This is a genomic window from Glycomyces tarimensis (assembly GCF_054776215.1).
This window is the reverse complement of sequence record NZ_BAAHCB010000012.1, coordinates 23,671-43,174: the sequence shown is the minus strand read 5'-3', so window position 1 is coordinate 43,174 and position 19,504 is coordinate 23,671. Positions and strand designations below refer to the sequence as shown.

Sequence of the window (19,504 nt, the reverse complement as noted above, 5' to 3'; positions counted from 1 at the left end):
TCATGAGGGAGTTACGGACGCGAGGGCGGGCCGGGTCCTGCGCCTGGCGGCGTAGGCCACGGCGGCGATGATGATGACGCCCTGCACCGTCGGCCGGAGCGTGGACGGGAGCGCCATCTGGTTGAACAGCGTGAACAGGGCTTCGATGGTCAGGGCGCCGGCCATGGCGGCGATGACGGCGCCCCGGCCGCCGCCGAGGACGACGCCGCCGAGGACGACCGCGGTGATGACGGTGAACTCCAGACCCTCGCCGACCTGGGCGCTGACGCCGGCGAAGCCGCCGATGAGGACTCCGGCGATCGTCGCCGACAATCCCGAGAGGACGAATGCGGCGGTCCGGACCGTGTTGACGCGGGCGCCGGAGCGTTCGGCGGCGAGGTCGTTGTCGCCGGTGGCCATGAGGATGCGCCCGAAGCGGGTGCGCATGAGCCACACGGCGGCCGCTCCGGCGGCGATCATGATGAGCAGCGCCCATGGGATCTGGCCGACGACGGGCACGCCCTCGATGCCGTGGCGCCCCGGTGTGCGGAAGGCCTCGGACAGGCTCCCGGTGGGGGCGCCGCCGGTCCACAGCCTGATGGCGCCGTACAGGACGAGCAGCATGCCGAGCGTGGTGATGAACGACTGGACCTTGAGGACGGTGGTGATGAGGCCGTTGACGAGGCCGACGCCGAGCCCGAACAGGAGCATGATGCCGAGGACGGGGAGGGTGTTGGCCTCCTCGCCGTCGATCAGGCGGGCGGCGATGACGACCTGGGCGCCGACGAGGGCCCCGACGCTGAGGTCGAAGTTGCCCGAGACGATGACGAAGTACTGGCCGGCGGCGAGGATCACCAGCGGTGCGGCCTGCTTGAGGAACGCCATGAGCGAGGGCCCCTCGAAGAAGCCGGGGTTGATCGCGAAGACCCAGGCGAAGATGGCGACGAGGAGCGCGAAGACGGTGCCGGTGCCGCCGCCGAAGAGCGCCGAGGCGGCGCTGCGCAGACGCTGCATCATGATCTCCCCTCGTCCGAGGCGGCGGCGAAGCGCGGCCGTCTGGCGGTGCGGTTGAGCTGGCGCCTGGCATAGATGGCGACGGCGGTGATGATGACCGCGCCGCGCAGCACGTCCTTGGCGAACGGGTTGACCTGCATGACGTTGAAGACGGTGTCGAGGACGGCGAGGATCGCGACGCCGGCGATGGTTCCCGCGATGCCGCCCTTGCCGCCGAGCAGGAGGGTGCCGCCGAGGACGACCGCGGCGATCGCGTCGAGCTCGTAGAGGTTGGTGTAGGCCTCGGCCGAGCCGGTGCCGAAGCGGGCGGCGAGCAGGAGCCCGGCGGCTCCGGCGCACATGGCGCACAGGATGTGCGCGGTGATGAGGGTGCGCCTGGTGCGGATGCCGGACATGCGGGCGACGTCGATGTTGCCGCCGACGGCGTACATGTGGTGGCCGGTCCTGGTGGCGCGCAGGAACCAGATGCCGGCCGCGGCGACGGCGAGCATGACGATGGCGGAGATGGGGATGAAGCCGATGCGTGTGTAGCCGAACTGCTGGAAGACGGTCGGCACGTCGCCGGCCGGTCCCCGGTACTCGGTGTCGAGGTAGCCCTTGATGATCAGGCCCATGCCGAGGGTCGCGATGAACGGGTTGACGCCGCCGAAGGTGACGATCGCACCGTTGGCCGCGCCGATGAGTCCCGAGACGGCCAGGACGGCCGCGATGGCGAACGGGATGCGGCCGACGTCGCCGTCCATGGTGGTCGCGGCGACCAGGCTGGAGAGGGCGGCGACGTAGCCGACGGACAGGTCCAGTGACCGGCACAGGATCACCAGGGTCATGCCGATGGCGAGGAAGCCGGTCAGGCTGGTGCGGGTGAACATGTCGACGAGGTTGCCGGTCGAGAAGAGGTTGCCGCCGTCGATGGCGACGGCGGCGCCGCCGAGTGCGACGACCCCGGCGAGCGCCAGGTAGATGAGCGCGGTGGTGTCGAGCCGGCGCGGCGCGGCGAGCGTGGTCATGCGCCGCTCCGTCCGGTGGCGTAGGCCATGACCTGCTGCTCGGTGGCGTCGGCGGGGAGCTCGCCGCAGACGCGCCCGTCGTGGAGGACGACGATGCGGTCGGCCAGGCCGATGAGCTCGATGAGCTCGGAGGTGATGAGCAGCACGGCGAGTCCCTCGGAGGCGAGGGAGCGGATGACCGAGTACAGCTTGTGCTTGGCGCCGACGTCGATGCCGCGCGTGGGCTCGTCGAGGATGATGACGCCCGGTTCGGCGGCGAGCCACTTGGCGACGACGACCTTCTGCTGGTTGCCGCCCGAGAGGTACTGGACCTCCTGGTCCTCGCCGCGGGCGACGAGGTCGAGGCTGGAGAGGATGCCGCTGACGCGGGCCAGGCGCCGCCTGGAGTGGACGCGGGCGTTGGCGTCGAGGACCATGCGGGCGTTGGCGCGCACCGATTGGTGCATGGCGAGCCCCTGGGCCTTGCGGTCCTCGGTGACCAGGGCGATCCCGGCGGCGATGGCCTTGCGGGGCCGGGTGATGCGCCGGACGCGCCCGTCGACGGCGACGGTGCCGCGCGTGAACGGCTCGATCCCGAAGACCGCCTCGGCGATCTCGGTGCGGCCCGAGCCCTGGAGTCCGGCGATGCCGACGATCTCGCCCGCCCGCACCTGGAGGTCGATGCCGTCGACCTGGGCGTTGCCGCCGCCGGCGATCTCCAGGCGGACCTGCCCGATGTCGGTGTCGGGCAGCCGCTCGGGGAAGACCGTCTCGATGCGGCGGCCGACCATCGCGGTGACGAGTTCGTCGGGGGTGATGTCGGCGGTGGCGACGCAGTCGACGCGGCGCCCGTCCTTGAGGATGGTGATCCGGTCGCACAGGTCGAAGATCTCGCGCAGCCGGTGGGAGACGTACAGGACGGCCACGCCCCGCTCCCGCAGCCGGTCGATGAGCCGGTACAGCAGCTCGACTTCGGCGTCGGCCAGTGCGGCGGTGGGCTCGTCCATGCAGATGAGGTCGGCGCCCTGGGAGAGGGCCTTCGCGATCTCGACGATCTGCTGGTGCGCGACCGACAGCGAGCCGGCCTTCGCGGTCGGGGCGAGGTCGGCGACGCCGAGGTCGGCGAGGATCTCGGCGGTCTGGGATCGCATGGCGCGCCGGTCGATGAAGCCGCGGCGGCGCGGCTCGCGTCCGAGGTGGATGTTCTCGGCGACGCTGAGGTCGGGCAGGAGGTTGAACTCCTGGAAGACCGTGGAGACGCCGGCGTGCTGGGCTTGGAGGGGGTGGGTGAAGGAGACGGCCCGGCCGCCCAGTTCGATGGTGCCGGCGTCGGCGGTGTGGACGCCGGCGAGGATCTTCATCAGCGTGGACTTGCCGGCGCCGTTCTCCCCCACCAGGGCGTGGACCTCGCCCGGCTCGACTGTGAGGTCCACGGAGGTCAGGACGGGGACGCCGAGGAAGGCCTTGTCGATGCCGCGCATGGCGAGCACCGGGGTGGTGGTCATCGGTCCACCTCCGCCCATTCGCGGGTGCGGGCGGACCGCTCGACGGCCTCGGCGATGCGCGTGGCGCGCAGGCCGTCGGCGAAGACCGGGAGGCCGTCGGGGGTCACTCCGGCGATCGCGGCGCGCGTGTCGGCGATGAAGTCGTTGAAGCAGTCCTGGTAGCCCTGGGCGTGGCCGGCGGGGACGCGGGCGAGGCGTGCGGCGTCGGGGCTGAGCGTGTCGGGGTCGCGCATGAGGACCGCGTTCGCGTCGCGGGCGCCGAGCCAGAGCGTCTCGGGCTGCTCCTGGTCGAAGGCGACGGTCGCCTCGGTGCCGGAGACCTCGAGGAAGAGGCGGTTCTTGCGTCCGGCGGAGACCTGGCTGACGACGGTGGTGCCGACCATGCCTCCTGCGGTCGCGAACTGGAGGGTGACGATGTCCTCGGTGGACACGTCGCGGCCGCCGCGGCGGCGGTTGGCGGTGGCGAGCTGGGCCGCCACGGCGGTGATGCGGTCGCCGGTGACGAACTCGAGCAGGTCGCACCAGTGGGAGCCGATGTCCCCGAAGGCGCGGAGGGCGCCGCCCTTGGCGGCGTCGACGCGCCAGTTGTCGTCGCCCGGGCGCAGCAGCCAGTCCTGGAGGTAGGACCCGTGGGCGAGGGTGAGGCGGCCGATCGCGCCGGCGGCGACGCGGGCGCGGGCCTCGCGGACCATCGGGTGGAAGCGGTAGACGAAGGGCACGGCGGCGACGACGCCCGCCGCGTTCGCGGCGTCGGTCATGGCGCGGGCGGTGGCGGCGTCGGTGGCGAGGGGCTTCTCGCACACGACGTGCTTGCCGGCCTCGATGGCGGCCAGGGCGAGCGGGGCGTGGAGGTGGTTCGGCGTGCAGATGTGGACGACGTCGGCGGCGGCGATGAGCTCGTCGGTGTCGTCGTAGACGGTCTCGGCCCGCAGCGACGCGGCGGCCTCGGCGGCCCGTTCGGGGGTCGAGCCCGAGATCCCGGTGATCTCGCCCCCGGCGACGGCGATCGCGTGGGAGTGGACCCGCCCCATGAAGCCGGTGCCGATGATGGCGGCCCGGTAGGTCGTCGGTCTGCTGATCGTGACTTGAGCCATACGCCGACCCTAGGCCAGACTTATGACGAAGCACAAGCAAAAGTTGTGCGATGTTATGAAATAGTGACGTTGTCAGCCCGATATATTCGGTGTGATTCACTGGTGATGTGACAGAAGATGCGACCGCGCCGCGCCGACCGGCCTCGACGCCGACCGGAGCCGGCACGCTGCTCCAGCTCCTGCGCGACGGCGCGCCCCGGACTCGATCGGAACTGTCCACCCTCACCGGCCTGGCCCGGTCCACGGTCACCGGGCGCATCGACGCCCTGCTCGCGGCCGGTCTGATCGCGCCGTCCGGGGAGACCGCCTCCACCGGCGGGCGCCCGCCCGCCACCTTCGCGTTCAATCCTTCGGCCCGCATCACCCTGGGCGCCGACCTCGGCGCCACCCACGCCCGGCTCGCCATCACCGACCTCGCCGGAAAGGCCCTGGCCGCCACCAACGCCGACCTCGACATCGCCCTCGGCCCCGAAGCGGTGCTCGACTGGGTGATCGACCACGGCCACAAGCTCCTCGACGAGGTCTCCCGTCCCGCGTCCGAGCTGCTCGGCATCGGCATCGGCCTGCCCGGCCCGGTCGAGCACTCCACCGGGCGCGCCGTGAATCCGCCGATCATGCCCGGCTGGGACGGCTTCGACGTCCCCGACTACGTCCAGGACCGCATCCGCGTCCCCGTCCTGGTCGACAACGACGTGAACATCATGGCGCTCGGCGAGCACTTCTCGGCCTGGTCCGACGACCAGCATCTGCTGTTCATCAAGGCCGCCACCGGCATCGGCTGCGGCATCATCGCCGGCGGCCGGGTCTACCGGGGCGCCCAGGGCGCGGCCGGCGACATGGGGCACATCAAGGTCTCCGGTGCCGACGCGCACTGCCGCTGCGGCAACACCGGCTGCCTCGAAGCGGTCGCCTCGGGTGCGGCCATCGCCGCGAAACTCACCGAGCAGGGCATCGACGCGCACGGGTCGCTCGACGTCGTCGAGCTCGCCCGCTCCGGCTCGGTCCCGGCACTGCGGCTCGTGCGCCAGGCCGGGCGCGACATCGGCGAGGTCCTCGCCGGGGCCGTCAACTTCTTCAACCCGTCGGTCATCGTGATCGGAGGTTCGCTCGCGCTGGCCGGCGACCATCTGATCGCCGGGGTGCGCGAGGTGATCTACCAGCGTTCGCTCCCCTTGGCCACCAGGCATCTGCGCATCGCGGCGGCCCGGACCGGGGAGAGCAGCGGGGCGATCGGGGCGGGCGTGATGGTCATCGAGCACGCCCTGCACCCCGACCGCCTCGACGCGATGCTGCGCTAGGCGAAGCGGACTTCCATGCGGGGGTGGGGATCGATACGATGCGGCCATGACCACTGAACGAGCCGAGCTCCTGAGCGTCCTGCGCGTCGCGACCAATCGGCTGGTCGCCGCGATCGGGCGCCTGTCCGAGGAGGAGGCACGCGAGCCCTCGCTCCTGCCGGGATGGACGCGCGGCCACGTCCTCACCCACGTCGCGCGCAACGCCGACGCCTTGAGGAACCTGCTCGACTGGGCGCGAACCGGGAGGGAGACGCCGGCCTACCGGAACGCCCGGGCGCGCGACGCCGACATCGAGGCCGGAGCCGACCGCTCGGTGGACGACCTGCGCGACGACGTCGCCGAAACCGCCGAGGCGTTCGCGGCCGACGCCGACATGCTGACCGACGCCGCTTGGCAGACCGAGGTCCGCGTCATGGACGGGCCGCTGTTCCGCGCCTCGCTGATCCTCCCCCGGCGCCTCGCCGAGGTGGAACTGCACCACACGGACCTGGGCGTCGGCTACGGGGCCTCGGAGTGGACGCCGACCTTCGCCAGGATGGACCTGCCTGAGCCGATGCGGGCGTGGAGGGACGAACGGAAGACGTGGTGAGCTGATGGCGGCCGGCTCGCCTGCCGAACCGGCCGCCATCAGGGAGCTCGGACGTTCAGCGCCGCGACAGCAGGGCGCGGGTCCGGTCCCGGCGGCCCCAGGCGATGAACACGAAGAGCGCGAGCAGGATCAGTGGCGTGGAGACCGGCCAGTGGCCGTCGACGACCACGGCGTTGGTGTAGGCCGCGCCGATCATGAGCAGGGCGAGGCCGATGGCGGCCAGGCCCGACAGGTGCGGGATGACCAGGCCGATCGCACCGGCCAGCTCGACGGCGCCGATGAAGACCCGGAACCAGTCGCCGGCGCCGATGAGCGCGAAGCCCTCGACGGCGTCGGACTGCCCGAACAGCTTCGGCGCGGCCGAGGCGAACGCGAAGAACGCGGCGAGGAGTCCTTGCAGGATCCAGAGGGTGATGTGCAGGGCACGGCCGGGGCCGGCGTTGACGGCGGTGTCCCCGGGGTTGTTCACGGTGGTGTTCTCGGTGGTCATGGCAATGGTTCCTTCCGGCGGTGATCGGGTGTCGATACTGGTGCAGACGACGCCGGGCACGCCGATTCATCGCCGCGCCGGGACGGGTTTCCCGTGGGCGGCGGTGGCCGGGCGCACCGGCTCGGGCATGGGTGCGAGACGGCCGGAATGGGTATTCGGCGACTCGTGCGAGTTCGATCCCTATGGAATGCCGTGGCCGCCGACGCGCGTGCGGCCCTGCGATTCGCCCGAGAGGTCCCGCGGCACGACAGCATCGCCAGCGAGACCGCGACGCAGGCGCTCAAGTGCGGCCTCGCGGCGCTCACCGCATGGGCCATCGCGGCCCATCTGCTGCAGCTGCCGATGCCGTATCTGGCGCCATGGGCGGCGCTGGTCATGGTCAGGACCACGGTGTACTGGTCGGTGGTGTCGGGTGTGAGGCAGGTGACGTCGGTGGGGCTCGGCGTCGTACTGGCCTATGTCATCGCCGTGGCCACGCCCGGCAAGGAGGTGGCGCTCGCCGTGGCGGTGCCGATCGCCGTCCTGCTCGGCAAGTGGCGGCGCCTCGACGACCAGGGACTGTACGTGCCGTTCACGGCGCTGTTCATCATCACCGCCGGGAGCATCGAGGACACGTTCCTGCTCGGGCGCCTGGCGGAGACGGGACTCGGCGCCCTCATCGGCACCGCGGTGAACCTCCTGATCTTCCCGCCGGTGCGGGTGCGCACCGTTCGCGACGCCGCCTGCAAGGCAGGCGACCGGGCGCAGCAGGTGCTGCGCGACATCGCACGCGGGATGCGGAGCGAGCCGGACGAACAGGTCTCGCGCGAATGGGTGGACAGCGCCACGAGATTGGACGACAGTGTCGCCGAGGCACGCCTGGCGCTGGAGCGCGGCCAAGAGAGCCTGCGCTTCAATCCGCGCCCGACCATCACCGGCGACGCCACCTCCGTGGAACACCTGCACGTCGCCGCGGTCCGCCTCGATCGCGTCGCGAGTGCGATCCAGGCCGTCGCCAACCCGCTGCACGGTGTCAGCCGCAGTGATCTCCCCTACGAGTCGCTCGACGGGGGCTTCAGCGAGCACTACACGTACTTCCTGGACGCCGCGGCCGAAGCGCTCGGTCAACGGCTCGAGGCCTGGCTGCAGGGAGACGACGAAGGCGACGAGGAGACCGACTCGCGCCTGACGGAACTGCTCGACGCCGCCGAGCACGACGCCGGCCCGCTGCACGACCAATCGCCGCTGGCCGCCGAACTCAAAGGCGCGCTGCTCGTGGCCGCCCGCAGGCTCGTGCGCGACCTGTCGGCCTGAGCAGGCACGGAAGGCCCGCAGCGGGCGTCACGATTAGGCACTGCGTCCGGGGGTACGGCTTTCCGGGTAATCGTTTCGAGCCGAGGGGGGACGCCATGACGGCGGATTCGGACAGCAGCAAGCAGCAAGGCCAGGAATCCGGCGGCGTTCGCGGGGGCGAGCAGCAGTCGAAGTCGGTGCGGTACGCGCAGGAGGTGACCTCGCCCGATGAGCGGCCCGAGCGCGAGGGACGCTCCCTGGTGACCACGAACCACGAAGTGATCCGCGGCTGGGCCGAGGACCGGGGGGCCGCGCCCGCCACGGTCCCGGGGACCGAACACGACGGCCGTCCCGGCGTGCTGCGCTTCGACTTCCCCGGCTACGGAGGAGACGACCTCGAAGAGATCTCCTGGGACGAATGGTTCACGACGTTCGACGAGCGCGGACTGAACTTCCTCTACCAGGAGGAGACGAAGGACGGCGAGAAGAGCAACTTCTTCCGCCTGGAGAACCCGTCCCGCGAGGACGCCTGAAACTGCGCGCCGCAGCGGGCGGACGACCGCCGATGAGGAGGCAACACGGTGACACATCATCAGACCGGCACCTATGACGTCGAGTACAACCTGGTCAGCGTCCTGTACCACACGCTGAACGAGGCGGAGACGATCCAGAAGTACATCGACGACGCCAAGTCCGCCGGCGACGAGGACGCCGCGCGGTTCTTCGCGGAGGTGCAGGAGGACGACCAGACCCGTGGCGAACGCGCCAAGGAGCTGCTCGGGAAATATCTGAGCACGCGGAGCTGAACCGACGGCGACGAGGACGACCCGGGCGCAGCCAACGCCCGGGTCGTCCTCGTTCGGTGGCATGCACGGGTGGCGGCTTCTCGGTAGGCTGAACGACCACGGCGATCCCCAGTCCCGTACGCCCGCCCCCGGAGTTGGTTCATGCCACCTGCGAGACCCGGACCGATCCGCCTTCCCGTGCCCCCGCGGGGGGCGATGCCATGACCGAGGTCGCCTACTGCACGCTGCCGCGCTGTCCGGCGGACGGGCTCGGCGTCCTCGATGAGGACGGCGAATGCGAGGTCTGCGGGCGCGATCCCGCCGAGTACGTCGACGAGCCGCCTCCCGAGCCGCCTCGCCCGCGGACGTTCGACGAGGACGCCTTCGCGCGCGAGGCGCCCAGCGACGTCCACACCCCCGGCAGACTCGGCACCGGCCTCGCCGACGTCCCCGGCGCCCCGGTCCTCGACCCGACCACCAACCTGCTCAGCGACCCGGTGGTCCCCGAGGACCGCCGCCAATGCCCCAACGGTCACGAAGTGGGGCGCTCCTGCGCGGGACGCCCGGCCCGGCTCAAGGGCGCCTGCGACCGCTGCGACGCCCCGTACGACTTCACCAGGACCCTCGCCAGAGGCGAACTCGTCGCCGAGCAGTACGAGATCGAAGGGCTCATCGCACACGGCGGCATCGGCGGCGTCTACCTCGCCGTCGACCACCACCTCGAGAGCCGTGTCGTCCTCAAAGGGCTGATCGACCCGGAGAACCCGGCGGCGCTGCGCGCGGTGCGCGACGAGCGCCACTACCTCGTCACCGTCAACCACCCCAACATCGTCGACATCCACAACTACGTCAAGCACCGCGACCGCGCTGACGGCGCCGAGCACGACTACCTCGTCATGGAGTACGTCGGCGGCCTCGCGCTGGACGACCCGCGCCACCCCGGATGGGCCGGGGGGCGGACCATGCCCGCCCACTGGGCGATCCCCTTCGCCTTGGAGATCCTCGCGGCCTTCGAGTACCTGCACTCGAACGGCATGGTCTACTGCGATCTCAAGCCCGCCAACGTGATCCAGTCCGGCAATCAGCTCAAGCTCATCGACCTCGGGGCGATGCGCCGCATCGGCCGCGCCGGCGGCGACATCTGGCGCACCCCCGGCTACAGCGCCCCCGAGATCGGCCGGTCCCACCCGCCGGACGTCGCCTCCGACCTGTACACGGTCGGGCGGACCCTCGCCGTCCTCACCCTCGGTTTCCGGCCCGCGATCGAGGTCGGCGGCGAGATCCGCGAGGTCCCCCTCCCGCCGCCTCCCTCGGGCTACAACGAATCGCTGCACCTGCTGCTCCAGCGCGCCTGCGCGCCGAGGCCGGCCGAGCGGTTCGGCTCGGCCGCCGAGATGGCCGACCAGCTCACCGGCGTGCTCCGGCAGATCCGCGCGCAGATCGACCAGCGGTCGTACCCGGCGGTGTCCGTACACTTCGGACTCGAACGCGGCGCCCTCGCCAGCGCGCTCGCGGACTCGGCCGAGACGGTCTTCGCCGAGCCACGCGCCGAGGAGGCGCGCGGCTCGCTGCCGGTGCCGCAGGTCGGCGACCCGGCCGATCTCGCCGCACCGGCCCTGGCCGGACTCGCCCTCCAGCCGGCCGCGCGGACGCGCGAGCTCATCGAGGCCCTCCCGGCGACGAAGGAGGCGCGGCTGGCGCGCATCCGGCTCGCCGCCGAACTGGGCAAGAGCGACGCCGCCTCGCTCATCGATCGGGCACGTGCCGACTTCGGCGACGACTGGCGGCTCGACTGGTACCGCGGCGTGGCCGCGCTCGGCGGCGACGCCTCCGAGGCGTTCGCCCGCTTCACGGCGGTGCGCCATCGCCTCCCGGGCGAACTGGCGCCGATGCTCGCGCTGGCGGTGTGCGAGGAGCTGCGCGGATCACCCGCGTGGCGAGCGGCAGCGCTGTACCGCACGGTCTGGCGCACCGACCACAACCACACCAGCGCGGCGTTCGGGCTCGCCCGGCGCTCCGATTCGATCGCCGAGCGGCTGTCCACATTGTCGGAGGTGCCGCATTCGTCGAGCCACTACCTCGACGCGCAGCAGGCGTTGATCGCCGAGCGGGTGCGCGGTGAGTCCGATCTGGACGCCGTGGTCGCCGCCGGAGCGCACCTGGACAACCTCGGCGGCCTCGACGCCGCCCGGGCCGCGCTCATCGAGGCCGAGGTGTGGCGGGCGGCGCTCACGGCGGTGCGGGACCGGGCCGAGGACCCAGGACGCACCATTCGAGGCGTGGCCTTGACGCGCAACGACGTCGGGCAGGCCTATGAGGCCGTGCTGCGCCGCGTCTCGGCCGGATGCGAGTCACCGCTGACGCGGTGGGCGCTCGTCGGCGCGGCGAACCGGTCCCGGCCCAGGACCTGGCTGTGAAGCTCCGAAGGAGGACGACATGACCGACCCTTCCGGGTTCTCGCTCAGCGTGGCGCAGAACCCCTATCTGGCCCCCGAGGAGACGGGGATGGACGCGGTGCTCACCGTCGAGTTCGCACCGTCGAGCGGCGGCGAATCGGAGGTCGCCGAGGTCGTCGTGATCGACCGCTCCACGTCGATGACGGGGCCGAAGTTCGAGGAGGCGAAGCGGGCGGCGAAGGCGGCGCTCGGCGCGATCCGCGAGGACGCCTACTTCGCGCTCATCGCCGGCGGCACCAGCGCCGTCGAGCTCTATCCCGGTGGCGGCGCCCTCGCGAAGGGGACCGAGCGCCACAAGCGCACCGCCGCGAAGGCGGTCGACGCGATGAAGATCGGCAGCGCCACCTCGATCGGGGCGTGGCTGCGCCGCGCGGCCGAGGTCGTCTCGACCAGGCCCGGAGCGATCGGCCACGTCCTGCTGCTGACCGACGGCCAGGTCAACCAGCCGCACGGGGAGTACGAGGCGGACTTGGAGTTCTGCCGGGGCCGCTTCGCCTGCGACGCGATCGGGATCGGCACCGGCTGGAACGCCGACGAGCTCAAGCGGATCGCGGACCTGTTCCACGGCACCCGCGAGTACTGCCGGGACCTGCCGGATCTGGGCCGGTTCTTCACTGCCGCGTCGCAGCGGGCGATGGGCCGATCCGCCGACGAGGTGGAGCTCGTCGTCAAGGGGCCGGCCGGGTTCTCGCTGGAGGGACTGTGGCAGGTGTACCGCACCGAGAGCGACCTGCTCCCCCACGGACGGGCGTCGGGGGCGCGCAAGACCGCGTTCGACCTGGGCTCGTGGGGGGACGAGAAACGTGAATACCTGCTCGCGGTCCGGTTCCCGCCCAGCGGCGTGGGGACGGAGCAGCAGATCGGACTCAAGCTGGTGCGCGGCGGCCGGGACGCCGCCGTGTCCAAGGTCCGGGCGCTGTGGACCGATGATCCGGCCAAGAGCACGGCGTTCCACCCGTCGGTCGTCCACTACCGCACGCAGTTGGAGGGGATCGAGCACATCCGGGAGGGATTGCGGCACTGGCATCGGCGCGACCCCGGCGCCGCGACGCACCACCTGCTCACCGCGCTCGAGCGCGCGGAGGCCGCCGGCAACGAGGCGCAGGCCGAGAGCATCAGGGCGTTCCTCGATGTCGACGGGCAGGGCAACACCACGATCCGCACCGGAGTCACCGAAGCGGACGCGCTGTGGCTGAACACCAGGAGCGACTACACCGTCCGGACGCCGACCTCGCCGGAAGGCGGCACGGGATGACGAAGGTGTGCGCGAACGGCCACGAGACCGAGGGCGCCGTCCAGTGCGAGTGCGGCAGTACGGCCCTCATCGAGGTGCCGCACCTCGGGACCCGGCCCGGTACGGGGCCGATGCGGTTCGAGGCGGTCATCACCGCTGACAGGGACTTCTACGACCGGCTCGGCAGGGCACCCGGGGCGGACGACCCGGTGTCGTTCCCGCCGCATGCCCCCGAGCGGACGGTGCCGCTGGACCGCGACGTCGTCTACATCGGGCGCAGCGAGGCGGGCGATCCGGAACCGCGCCCGCCGATCGACCTCGGCGAGATCCCCGCCGCCGACCTGGGCGTCTCGCGGCGCGTCCACGCCATCCTCAAACGCCACGGCGACGAATGGACCGTTCACGACCCGGGCTCGGCCAACGGCACCCGTGTCGACGGGCAGAAGCTCGAACGGAACGTCGAGACACCGCTGGACGCCGAATCGGTGGTCCACATCGGCCTGTGGACGGCGATCAGGATCCGCGAGCGACGGGACGGGGACCGGCGATGACCATCGTGCGCGACCGGGGCGGGGCCCGGGGACTGCCCGACGCCGACGCCGCCGCCTTGAAACGGCTCGGCATCGAGCGCGGCAGCGGCGGGCCGCAGGCCCTCATCGCCCAGGCCACCGCGGTCGTCGCGGCCCTCGCGGTCATGTTCGGCACCCTGTACTACGCCGTGGACGCCGCGGACCGATCGCTCGAGACCATCGGCCACGCCTCGGGGCCGCAGGTCGTGGCCACCACCGACCTGTACTACGCGCTCAGCGACGCCGACTCCCAGGTCGCCACGGTACTGCTCGTCGGCCCGGACACGGCCCTCGCCGACGCCGCGCGCGAGCGCTACGAGCAGCGGCGCGGCGACATCGCCGCCGCCCTGCTGGAGGCGCACCGGCTCGCCGGCTCGGCCGCCACCCAGCGGGCCACGATCGAGTCGGTCATGGCCCGATGGGGCGAATACGAGCAGGCCGCGGCCGTCGCACTGCTGCTGGCCGAGCGTGCCGCCTACGCCTCGGGCGAACCGCCGCCGGAGGTGCTGGACGCCTACCGTGACGCCACCGACCTCATGAGCGGCCGTATCCTCCCCCAGGCGTACAACCTGACACTCGAGAACGCCACGATCGTCCGCGGGTCGTACGACGACGCCCAGGGGCGCATCGGCTTCGGCTGGTGGGCGGTCGCCGTCACCGGGCTCGCGGCCCTGGCGCTCCTGATCGGACTCCAAATGTTCCTGGCGCGCGGATTCAGGCGGGTCTGCAACCCGTCCCTCGTGGTCGCCACCGCGGTCGCGGTGCTCTACCTGTTCACCGGGCTGACCGTGCTCGACACCGAGCGCGTCGCGCTCGCCGAGGCCAAAGAGGACGGCTTCGACGCCGTGCTCTCCGTGGAACGGGCCCAGGCGATCTCCAACAGCCTCCACGCCGACCGCGTCCGGTACCTGCTCGACGAGGGCCGCGACGACGTCTACGAGCAGACCTACTTCGACAAGACACAGCAACTGGTCTACCTCGAGGCCGTGAGCCTCGCCGGCTACCAGGAGCGGCTCGGCGCGGTCGACGGCGAGGCCGTCCTGACGGGCCTGGTCGGCGACGGGCTCGACGGATCGGCCCAGAGCGAGCGCGTCCTGGAGGCCTACACCGCGCTCATCCTCGCCGACGCCCGGATGCGTGAGGGCGAGGGCGGGCCCTCGCCCAGGATCGCCCCGGTCGACCAGGCCCGCGGCGAATACGAGGAGGCGCTCGGCGAACTGTCCGACCGGCACCTCGAACGGTTCGAGGCGGCCATAGCCGAGGGCGAGGACGCCATCGCCGGCTTCGCCTTCCTGCTCATCGCCGCGATGGTGTCACTCGGCGTGTTCACCTTCAGCGGCATCGCCCCGAGACTGCGGGAGTACCGATGAGACGACGGCATACCGCGGTCCGACGGGCGCTGGCCGCGCTCTGCGCGCTGCCGCTGGCGACCCTGGGCGCCTGCGCCGGCGACGACGATGAGTCCATCCTGGACAAGGAGGAGCTCGTGATCGGGCTGCGCTACGACCTGCCGCGCGTCAGCCTCCAGACCGACGAGGGCTTCGAGGGCTACGAGGCCGACGTCGCCCGCTTCCTCGCCGAGCAGCTCGGCAAGGACGCCGAATTCGTCCCCATCGACCTCGACGAGCGCGAACCGATGCTGCTGTCGGGCGAGATCGACCTCGCCGTCGCGACCTATTCGATCACCCAGGAGCGCAAGCAGACCATCGACTTCGCCGGTCCCTACGTGGTCGAGCACTTCGACATCCTCGTCCGGGCCGACAACACCCGGATCACCGAGCTCGAGCACCTCGCGGGCGAGACCGTGTGCGAACTCGAAGGCTCCAACGCCATCGACCGGCTCACCAAGGAGCACGGCATCAGGGCGCACGTCCGCGAGGTCCAGAGCTACGACGACTGCGTCGGCCTGCTCGGCACCGGCGAGATCGACGCGATCGCCACCGACGAGTTCGTGCTCGCCGGCCTCGCGGAGGCGGCTGACTTCGAGACGCGCCTGGCCGGAGCCCGATTCTCCCAAGAGCGCATCGGCATCGGCATGCGCGAGGGCGACACCGCGGGCTGCGAAGCGCTCAACCGGGTGATCACCGAGATGTACGCCGAGGGCCCCTCGGGAGGCGACAGCCACGCCACCCTGCTGCTGGAGAAATGGTTCGAGGGCACCGTGGTCGACCCGTCCCAGATCCCCATCCCCCAGTTCGAAGGATGCGCATGACCGCCACCGCCACCCCCGCCGGCGCCGCTCCGGCCAGGACCAGGTCGCCGCGCGAGATCATCGGCGCCTGCGCCGTCGGCACCTCCTTGGCGTGGTACGACTTCTTCCTCTACGGCACCGCCGCCGCCCTGGTGTTCCGGCCGCTGTTCTTCCCCGGCTCGGACCCCGCCACCGGGACGCTCCTGGCGTTCGCCACCTACGGGGTCGGATTCGTCGCGCGCCCCATCGGCAGCGTCGCCTTCGGCTATCTCGGCGACCGGGTGGGCCGACGCAACGTCCTCGCCGTCACGCTGCTGGTCATGGGCATGTCGACGTTCCTCATCGGCATCCTCCCGACGCACGCCTCCATCGGCACCGCCGCGCCGGTCCTGCTCGTGGTCCTGCGGTTCGTGCAGGGCCTGAGTCTCGGCGGCGAATGGGGCGGCGCGGTCCTGCTGTCGATGGAGCACTCCTCGCGGCGGCGATGGGGCCTGGCCGCCTCGTGGGTCCAGTTCGGCGTCCCCGCCGGGAACATCGCCGCCGTCGGAATCCTGGCGTTCGCCGCCTTCGCGCTCGACGACGCGGCCTTCGCGACATGGGGCTGGCGACTCCCGTTCCTGTTCTCGGCCGCGCTCGCGCTGGTCGGGCTGTGGATCAGGCGCAATATCGCCGAATCGCCGATGTTCACCCGCCAGCATGACATACCCGACAATCCGCTCCACGAGGTGTTCCGGACCCACAAGCGGGCTCTGACCGCGTCGTTCTGCGCCCGCATCGGCGTCGATGTCGCCTTCTACATCTTCACGCTCTACGTGCTCACCCACCTGGCCGACCAGCTCGATCTGGGCGAGAGCGTCGGCCTCGTGGCCGTCGTCATCGGCTCGGCGGTGCAGCTGGTGCTCATCCCCTGGTTCGGGAGCCTGTCGGACGCCTTCGGGCGCAAGGGCATCGCCGCCGCCGGCGCCGCGGCGGCCGCGGTGTGGGCCTGGGTGTTCTTCCCCCTGCTGGACACCGGGCGAACCGCCGCGATCATCACCGCGGTCACCGTCGCGCTCGTCGCGCACGCCGCCATGTACGGGCCGCAGGCGGCGTTCATCGCCGAGATGTTCCCGACCAAGGTGCGCTACTCGGGCACGTCGCTGGGCTACCAGCTCGCTGGCGTGCCCGGCGGAGCGCTCGCCCCGATCATCGCGATCGTGCTGTTCGAGCGGTTCGGTTCGACGGCGGCGATCTCGCTGTACACGACGCTGGCGCTGGCGGTCACCGTCGTCGGCCTGGCGATCGCTCCCAAGCCCGTCCGCTGACCGCAGGGGCGGAGCCGAGCTAAGGTCTGCCGTAGTGACCGGATCCGGCGAAGGAGTGCGATGGCCGAGCCTCGTGGACGAAAGAACCCCCGCGTGCGCACCGCCGAGGTGATGCGGACCGAGCGGCTCACCCCCCACATGGTCCGCGTCGTGCTCGGCGGGCCCGGCCTCGAGGGATTCGACGTCGGCGAGTGCACCGACCACTACCTCAAGCTGCTGTTCCCCGCGGCGGGGGCGACCTACCCCGAGCCGTTCGACCTCCAGCGCATCCGAGCCGAACTGCCGCGCGAGGCATGGCCGCGCACCCGCACCTACACCGTCCGACGCTGGGACCCGGCCGAGCGGGAACTGTGGGTCGATTTCGTCCTCCACGGCGGCGAGGGCCTCGCCGGGCCGTGGGCGGCCGCCGCGAAACCCGGCGACGTGCTGCGCTTCACCGGGCCCGGCGGCGCGTACGCGCCCGATCCCGAGGCCGAATGGCATCTGCTGCTGGGCGACGAGGCCGCGCTCCCGGCGATCGCCGCGACGCTCGAACAGCTCCCGGTCGGGGCCAGGGCGCGGGTCCTCATCGAGGTCGCCGGCCCCGAGGAGGAGCACAAGCTCGACTCGCCGGCGGACGTCGACCTGCGCTGGCTCCACCGAGGGGCGGCCCGCGTCGGCGAGCGCCTGCTCCGGGCGGCCCGCGCTCTCGACCTGTCGGGAGACGTCCACGCCTTCGTGCACGGCGAGGCCGGCTTCGTCAAGGAGCTGCGGCGCCTGCTGGCCAAGGAGCGCGCGCTGCCGAAGGAGCGCCTGTCGATCTCCGGCTACTGGCGGCTCGGTCAGGACGAGGACCGCTGGCAGGCCACGAAGCGGGAGTTCGACCCCACGCATTGAGACGCCGCACTGAGGCGGTACTGAGGCGGTGCGCTGAGCGCCTTGCTGGGAGAATGCCCGCGTGGGCATACAGACGCAGCTGCGGCGCGCGATCGCGGTGTTCCGCTTCGCCGCCCTGGGATATCCGGTGGTCCTGTGCGCCCTCATGTTCGACTCGCTCGAACGCCCGCTGCCGGCACTGGCCCTCATAGCGGCGCTCGCCGCCTGGACCGGCGCGCTCAGCTACCTGTACGCCCACCGCGGGCACCGCCCCCTCCTGCTCCACGTCGATCTCGCCGCCACCGCCGCCGCGGTCGTCGTCTCGGCGTGGGCGCTCGAGATCGACCACGCGACCCTGACGATCTCGATCGGACCGTGGCTGGCCGGGGCGGTGCTGTCCTGGGCGGTCGCGTGGGGCCGGCGGCGCGGCGTGATCGCCGGGGCCGTCATCGCGGCCGTCGGCGTGGTGTTCAGGGGCGGCGCCACCGAGAACAACTTCTCCGAGGCGGTCCTGCTCATCCTGACCGGGCTCATGGTCGGGCACCTGACGCGGCTCGGCGTCGAGGCCGAGGAGCGGCTGCGCCAGGCCGCCGCCCGCAGTGCCGCCGCGCGAGAGCGCGAGCGGCTCGCCCGCGACATCCACGACTCGGTCCTCCAGGTCCTCGCGCTCGTCCAGCGGCGCGGCAACGAGATCGGCGGTGAGGCGGCCGCGCTCGGGCGCCTCGCCGGCGAGCAGGAGGCGGCGCTGCGCTCGCTCATCACCTCCGAGTCGTACCGGCACCCGCTCGACGGGCAGCGGGACGTGCGCGAGCTGCTCGCCCGCCACGCCGGCGAAGCGGTGACGGTCGCGACGCCCGCCGCGCCGGTGCGGCTGCCCGCCCGCACGGCGCAGCAGCTCGACGCGGCGGTCGCCAGCGCGCTCGACAACGTGCGCGACCACTGCCCGACCTCGACGCGCGTGTGGCTGCTACTGGAGGACGACGGCGAGGCGGTCACGGTGACGGTCAGGGACAATGGGCCGGGAATGGGGCCGGAGCGGCTCGCCGAGGCCGCCGCCGCGGGCCGGCTGGGCGTGGCCCAGTCGATCGAGGGCCGGATCGCCGAGCTCGGCGGCACGACCGCCGTGGAGTCGGCCCCCGGTCAGGGAACGGAAGTCGAGATGCGGGTTCCGCGCCCGCGAGGGAGGGCCGATGGCGACGCTCATCGTGGTCGATGACCACCCGATCTGGAGAGAGGCGATCGGCCGCGACCTGACCGCGGCCGGACACGAGGTGCTGGCGTGCGTCGGGGAGGGCCGCCGGGCGCTGGCCGCGATCCGGCGGCTGCGCCCAGAGGTGGCGATCCTCGATCTCCAACTGCCGGACCTGTCGGGCGTGGAGGTGCTGCGCGGACTCGACGAGGACTGCCCCACCGAGGTGCTGGTGCTGTCGGCCAGCGGCGAGTCGGCCGATGTGCTCGAAGCGGTCAAGTCGGGCGCGCGCGGGTATCTGGTGAAGTCGGCGTCGGTCGCGGAGCTGGTGGACGCGGTGGAGCGGATCGCCTCGGGCGACACGGTCTTCACGCCTGGTCTGGCGGGCCTGGTGCTGGGCGAGTACCGGCGCTTGGCGAACGCCGAGGCGCCCGAGGAGCGTCCGAGCCTGTCGGACCGCGAGACCGAGGTGCTGCGGTTGGTGGCGAAGGGTCTGACATACAAGGAGATCGCCGCGCGGCTGTTCTTGTCGCATCGGACGGTGCAGAACCACGTGCAGCGGACGTTGAGCAAACTCCAGCTGCACAATCGGGCGCAATTGGTGCGGTATGCGATCGAGCACGGCATCGACGGCGAGCATTGAGTACGTTCGGGCGCCGATTTGAGTAGGAGAGCCGATGCGGTGGGTGCTTCG

The 19,504-nt window shown here is 71.8% G+C and carries 19 protein-coding genes; 14 read left to right on the top strand and 5 right to left on the bottom strand.

The window, feature by feature from the left end; translation table 11 throughout:
* From ACYVK3_RS10890 to ACYVK3_RS10875, 4 genes are read right to left on the bottom strand one after another with little or no spacing between them, the layout of a single operon-like run.
* Positions 1 to 996 carry an ABC transporter permease gene (locus tag ACYVK3_RS10890; protein WP_460497337.1) on the bottom strand — a complete coding sequence of 332 codons (996 nt, stop codon included), beginning with the start codon at positions 994 to 996 and terminating at the stop codon, positions 1 to 3.
* Positions 993 to 2,000 (bottom strand): ABC transporter permease, encoded by a 1,008-nt coding sequence (locus ACYVK3_RS10885; RefSeq protein WP_460497336.1) that lies wholly within the window; start codon positions 1,998 to 2,000, stop codon positions 993 to 995. The genes ACYVK3_RS10890 and ACYVK3_RS10885 overlap by 4 nt, the downstream gene beginning before the upstream one ends.
* Positions 1,997 to 3,484 (bottom strand): sugar ABC transporter ATP-binding protein, encoded by a 1,488-nt coding sequence (locus ACYVK3_RS10880; protein ID WP_460497335.1) that lies wholly within the window; start codon positions 3,482 to 3,484, stop codon positions 1,997 to 1,999. The genes ACYVK3_RS10885 and ACYVK3_RS10880 overlap by 4 nt, the downstream gene beginning before the upstream one ends.
* The gene (locus ACYVK3_RS10875) at positions 3,481 to 4,578 is read right to left on the bottom strand and encodes a Gfo/Idh/MocA family protein (protein WP_460497334.1); all 1,098 of its coding nucleotides are present in this window, start codon (positions 4,576 to 4,578) and stop codon (positions 3,481 to 3,483) included. The genes ACYVK3_RS10880 and ACYVK3_RS10875 overlap by 4 nt, the downstream gene beginning before the upstream one ends.
* A 107-nt stretch (positions 4,579 to 4,685) precedes the next feature.
* Between ACYVK3_RS10875 and ACYVK3_RS10870 the strand changes: the two genes are divergently transcribed.
* Together ACYVK3_RS10870 and ACYVK3_RS10865 are read left to right on the top strand one after the other, a co-directional pair.
* A complete protein-coding gene (locus ACYVK3_RS10870) occupies positions 4,686 to 5,876 on the top strand; it encodes an ROK family transcriptional regulator (RefSeq protein ID WP_460497333.1) in 1,191 nt (396 codons plus the stop codon).
* Positions 5,877 to 5,922: 46 nt separating this feature from the next.
* Positions 5,923 to 6,465: a DinB family protein gene (locus tag ACYVK3_RS10865; protein WP_460497332.1), complete on the top strand. Its 543-nt coding sequence runs from the start codon at positions 5,923 to 5,925 to the stop codon at positions 6,463 to 6,465.
* A gap of 55 nt (positions 6,466 to 6,520) precedes the next feature.
* Here the strand turns inward: ACYVK3_RS10865 and ACYVK3_RS10860 are convergent, their stop codons facing one another.
* Positions 6,521 to 6,955 carry a DoxX family protein gene (locus tag ACYVK3_RS10860; protein ID WP_460497331.1) on the bottom strand — a complete coding sequence of 145 codons (435 nt, stop codon included), beginning with the start codon at positions 6,953 to 6,955 and terminating at the stop codon, positions 6,521 to 6,523.
* Positions 6,956 to 7,147: 192 nt separating this feature from the next.
* Here ACYVK3_RS10860 and ACYVK3_RS10855 point away from each other — a divergent pair, with 192 nt between their 5' ends.
* The 12 genes from ACYVK3_RS10855 to ACYVK3_RS10800 all read left to right on the top strand — a co-directional run bounded on the left by ACYVK3_RS10855 (position 7,148) and on the right by ACYVK3_RS10800 (position 19,453).
* Positions 7,148 to 8,248, top strand: a complete 1,101-nt coding sequence (locus ACYVK3_RS10855) for an FUSC family protein (protein ID WP_460497330.1) — start codon at positions 7,148 to 7,150, stop codon at positions 8,246 to 8,248.
* Between the two features lie 95 nt (positions 8,249 to 8,343).
* Positions 8,344 to 8,760 (top strand): hypothetical protein, encoded by a 417-nt coding sequence (locus ACYVK3_RS10850; protein ID WP_460497329.1) that lies wholly within the window; start codon positions 8,344 to 8,346, stop codon positions 8,758 to 8,760.
* Between the two features lie 48 nt (positions 8,761 to 8,808).
* Positions 8,809 to 9,033: a hypothetical protein gene (locus ACYVK3_RS10845; protein ID WP_460497328.1), complete on the top strand. Its 225-nt coding sequence runs from the start codon at positions 8,809 to 8,811 to the stop codon at positions 9,031 to 9,033.
* 200 nt (positions 9,034 to 9,233) lie between these two features.
* Positions 9,234 to 11,429, top strand: coding sequence for a serine/threonine-protein kinase (locus ACYVK3_RS10840; protein WP_460497327.1), 2,196 nt, complete (start codon positions 9,234 to 9,236; stop codon positions 11,427 to 11,429).
* Between the two features lie 19 nt (positions 11,430 to 11,448).
* Positions 11,449 to 12,723 carry a vWA domain-containing protein gene (locus ACYVK3_RS10835; RefSeq protein ID WP_460497326.1) on the top strand — a complete coding sequence of 425 codons (1,275 nt, stop codon included), beginning with the start codon at positions 11,449 to 11,451 and terminating at the stop codon, positions 12,721 to 12,723.
* On the top strand, positions 12,720 to 13,253 hold the full coding sequence (locus tag ACYVK3_RS10830; protein WP_460497325.1) for an FHA domain-containing protein: 534 nt from the start codon (positions 12,720 to 12,722) through the stop codon (positions 13,251 to 13,253). Before ACYVK3_RS10835 ends, ACYVK3_RS10830 begins: the two co-directional genes overlap by 4 nt.
* On the top strand, positions 13,250 to 14,641 hold the full coding sequence (locus tag ACYVK3_RS10825) for a hypothetical protein (RefSeq protein ID WP_460497324.1): 1,392 nt from the start codon (positions 13,250 to 13,252) through the stop codon (positions 14,639 to 14,641). The genes ACYVK3_RS10830 and ACYVK3_RS10825 overlap by 4 nt, the downstream gene beginning before the upstream one ends.
* The gene (locus ACYVK3_RS10820) at positions 14,638 to 15,483 is read left to right on the top strand and encodes a type 2 periplasmic-binding domain-containing protein (RefSeq protein ID WP_460497323.1); all 846 of its coding nucleotides are present in this window, start codon (positions 14,638 to 14,640) and stop codon (positions 15,481 to 15,483) included. Before ACYVK3_RS10825 ends, ACYVK3_RS10820 begins: the two co-directional genes overlap by 4 nt.
* Complete coding sequence (locus ACYVK3_RS10815; RefSeq protein WP_460497322.1) at positions 15,480 to 16,766, top strand: MFS transporter; 1,287 nt, start codon at positions 15,480 to 15,482, stop codon at positions 16,764 to 16,766. Before ACYVK3_RS10820 ends, ACYVK3_RS10815 begins: the two co-directional genes overlap by 4 nt.
* A 60-nt stretch (positions 16,767 to 16,826) precedes the next feature.
* Positions 16,827 to 17,642: a siderophore-interacting protein gene (locus tag ACYVK3_RS10810; RefSeq protein WP_460497321.1), complete on the top strand. Its 816-nt coding sequence runs from the start codon at positions 16,827 to 16,829 to the stop codon at positions 17,640 to 17,642.
* A 61-nt stretch (positions 17,643 to 17,703) separates the two neighbouring features.
* Positions 17,704 to 18,837 carry an ATP-binding protein gene (gene macS, locus ACYVK3_RS10805; RefSeq protein ID WP_460497320.1) on the top strand — a complete coding sequence of 378 codons (1,134 nt, stop codon included), beginning with the start codon at positions 17,704 to 17,706 and terminating at the stop codon, positions 18,835 to 18,837.
* A complete protein-coding gene (locus tag ACYVK3_RS10800; RefSeq protein ID WP_460497319.1) occupies positions 18,812 to 19,453 on the top strand; it encodes a transcriptional regulator in 642 nt (213 codons plus the stop codon). Before macS ends, ACYVK3_RS10800 begins: the two co-directional genes overlap by 26 nt.
* Positions 19,454 to 19,504: the final 51 nt, after the last annotated feature.

Coding starts and splice junctions, on each gene's coding strand:
- ACYVK3_RS10890 (WP_460497337.1), bottom strand. CDS start 996: ATGATGCAGCGTCTGCGCAGCGCCGCCTCGGCGCTCTTCGGCGGCGGC.
- ACYVK3_RS10885 (WP_460497336.1), bottom strand. CDS start 2,000: ATGACCACGCTCGCCGCGCCGCGCCGGCTCGACACCACCGCGCTCATC.
- ACYVK3_RS10880 (WP_460497335.1), bottom strand. CDS start 3,484: ATGACCACCACCCCGGTGCTCGCCATGCGCGGCATCGACAAGGCCTTC.
- ACYVK3_RS10875 (WP_460497334.1), bottom strand. CDS start 4,578: ATGGCTCAAGTCACGATCAGCAGACCGACGACCTACCGGGCCGCCATC.
- ACYVK3_RS10865 (WP_460497332.1), top strand. CDS start 5,923: ATGACCACTGAACGAGCCGAGCTCCTGAGCGTCCTGCGCGTCGCGACC.
- ACYVK3_RS10860 (WP_460497331.1), bottom strand. CDS start 6,955: ATGACCACCGAGAACACCACCGTGAACAACCCCGGGGACACCGCCGTC.
- ACYVK3_RS10850 (WP_460497329.1), top strand. CDS start 8,344: ATGACGGCGGATTCGGACAGCAGCAAGCAGCAAGGCCAGGAATCCGGC.
- ACYVK3_RS10840 (WP_460497327.1), top strand. CDS start 9,234: ATGACCGAGGTCGCCTACTGCACGCTGCCGCGCTGTCCGGCGGACGGG.
- ACYVK3_RS10835 (WP_460497326.1), top strand. CDS start 11,449: ATGACCGACCCTTCCGGGTTCTCGCTCAGCGTGGCGCAGAACCCCTAT.
- ACYVK3_RS10830 (WP_460497325.1), top strand. CDS start 12,720: ATGACGAAGGTGTGCGCGAACGGCCACGAGACCGAGGGCGCCGTCCAG.
- ACYVK3_RS10825 (WP_460497324.1), top strand. CDS start 13,250: ATGACCATCGTGCGCGACCGGGGCGGGGCCCGGGGACTGCCCGACGCC.
- ACYVK3_RS10820 (WP_460497323.1), top strand. CDS start 14,638: ATGAGACGACGGCATACCGCGGTCCGACGGGCGCTGGCCGCGCTCTGC.
- ACYVK3_RS10815 (WP_460497322.1), top strand. CDS start 15,480: ATGACCGCCACCGCCACCCCCGCCGGCGCCGCTCCGGCCAGGACCAGG.
- ACYVK3_RS10810 (WP_460497321.1), top strand. CDS start 16,827: ATGGCCGAGCCTCGTGGACGAAAGAACCCCCGCGTGCGCACCGCCGAG.
- ACYVK3_RS10800 (WP_460497319.1), top strand. CDS start 18,812: ATGGCGACGCTCATCGTGGTCGATGACCACCCGATCTGGAGAGAGGCG.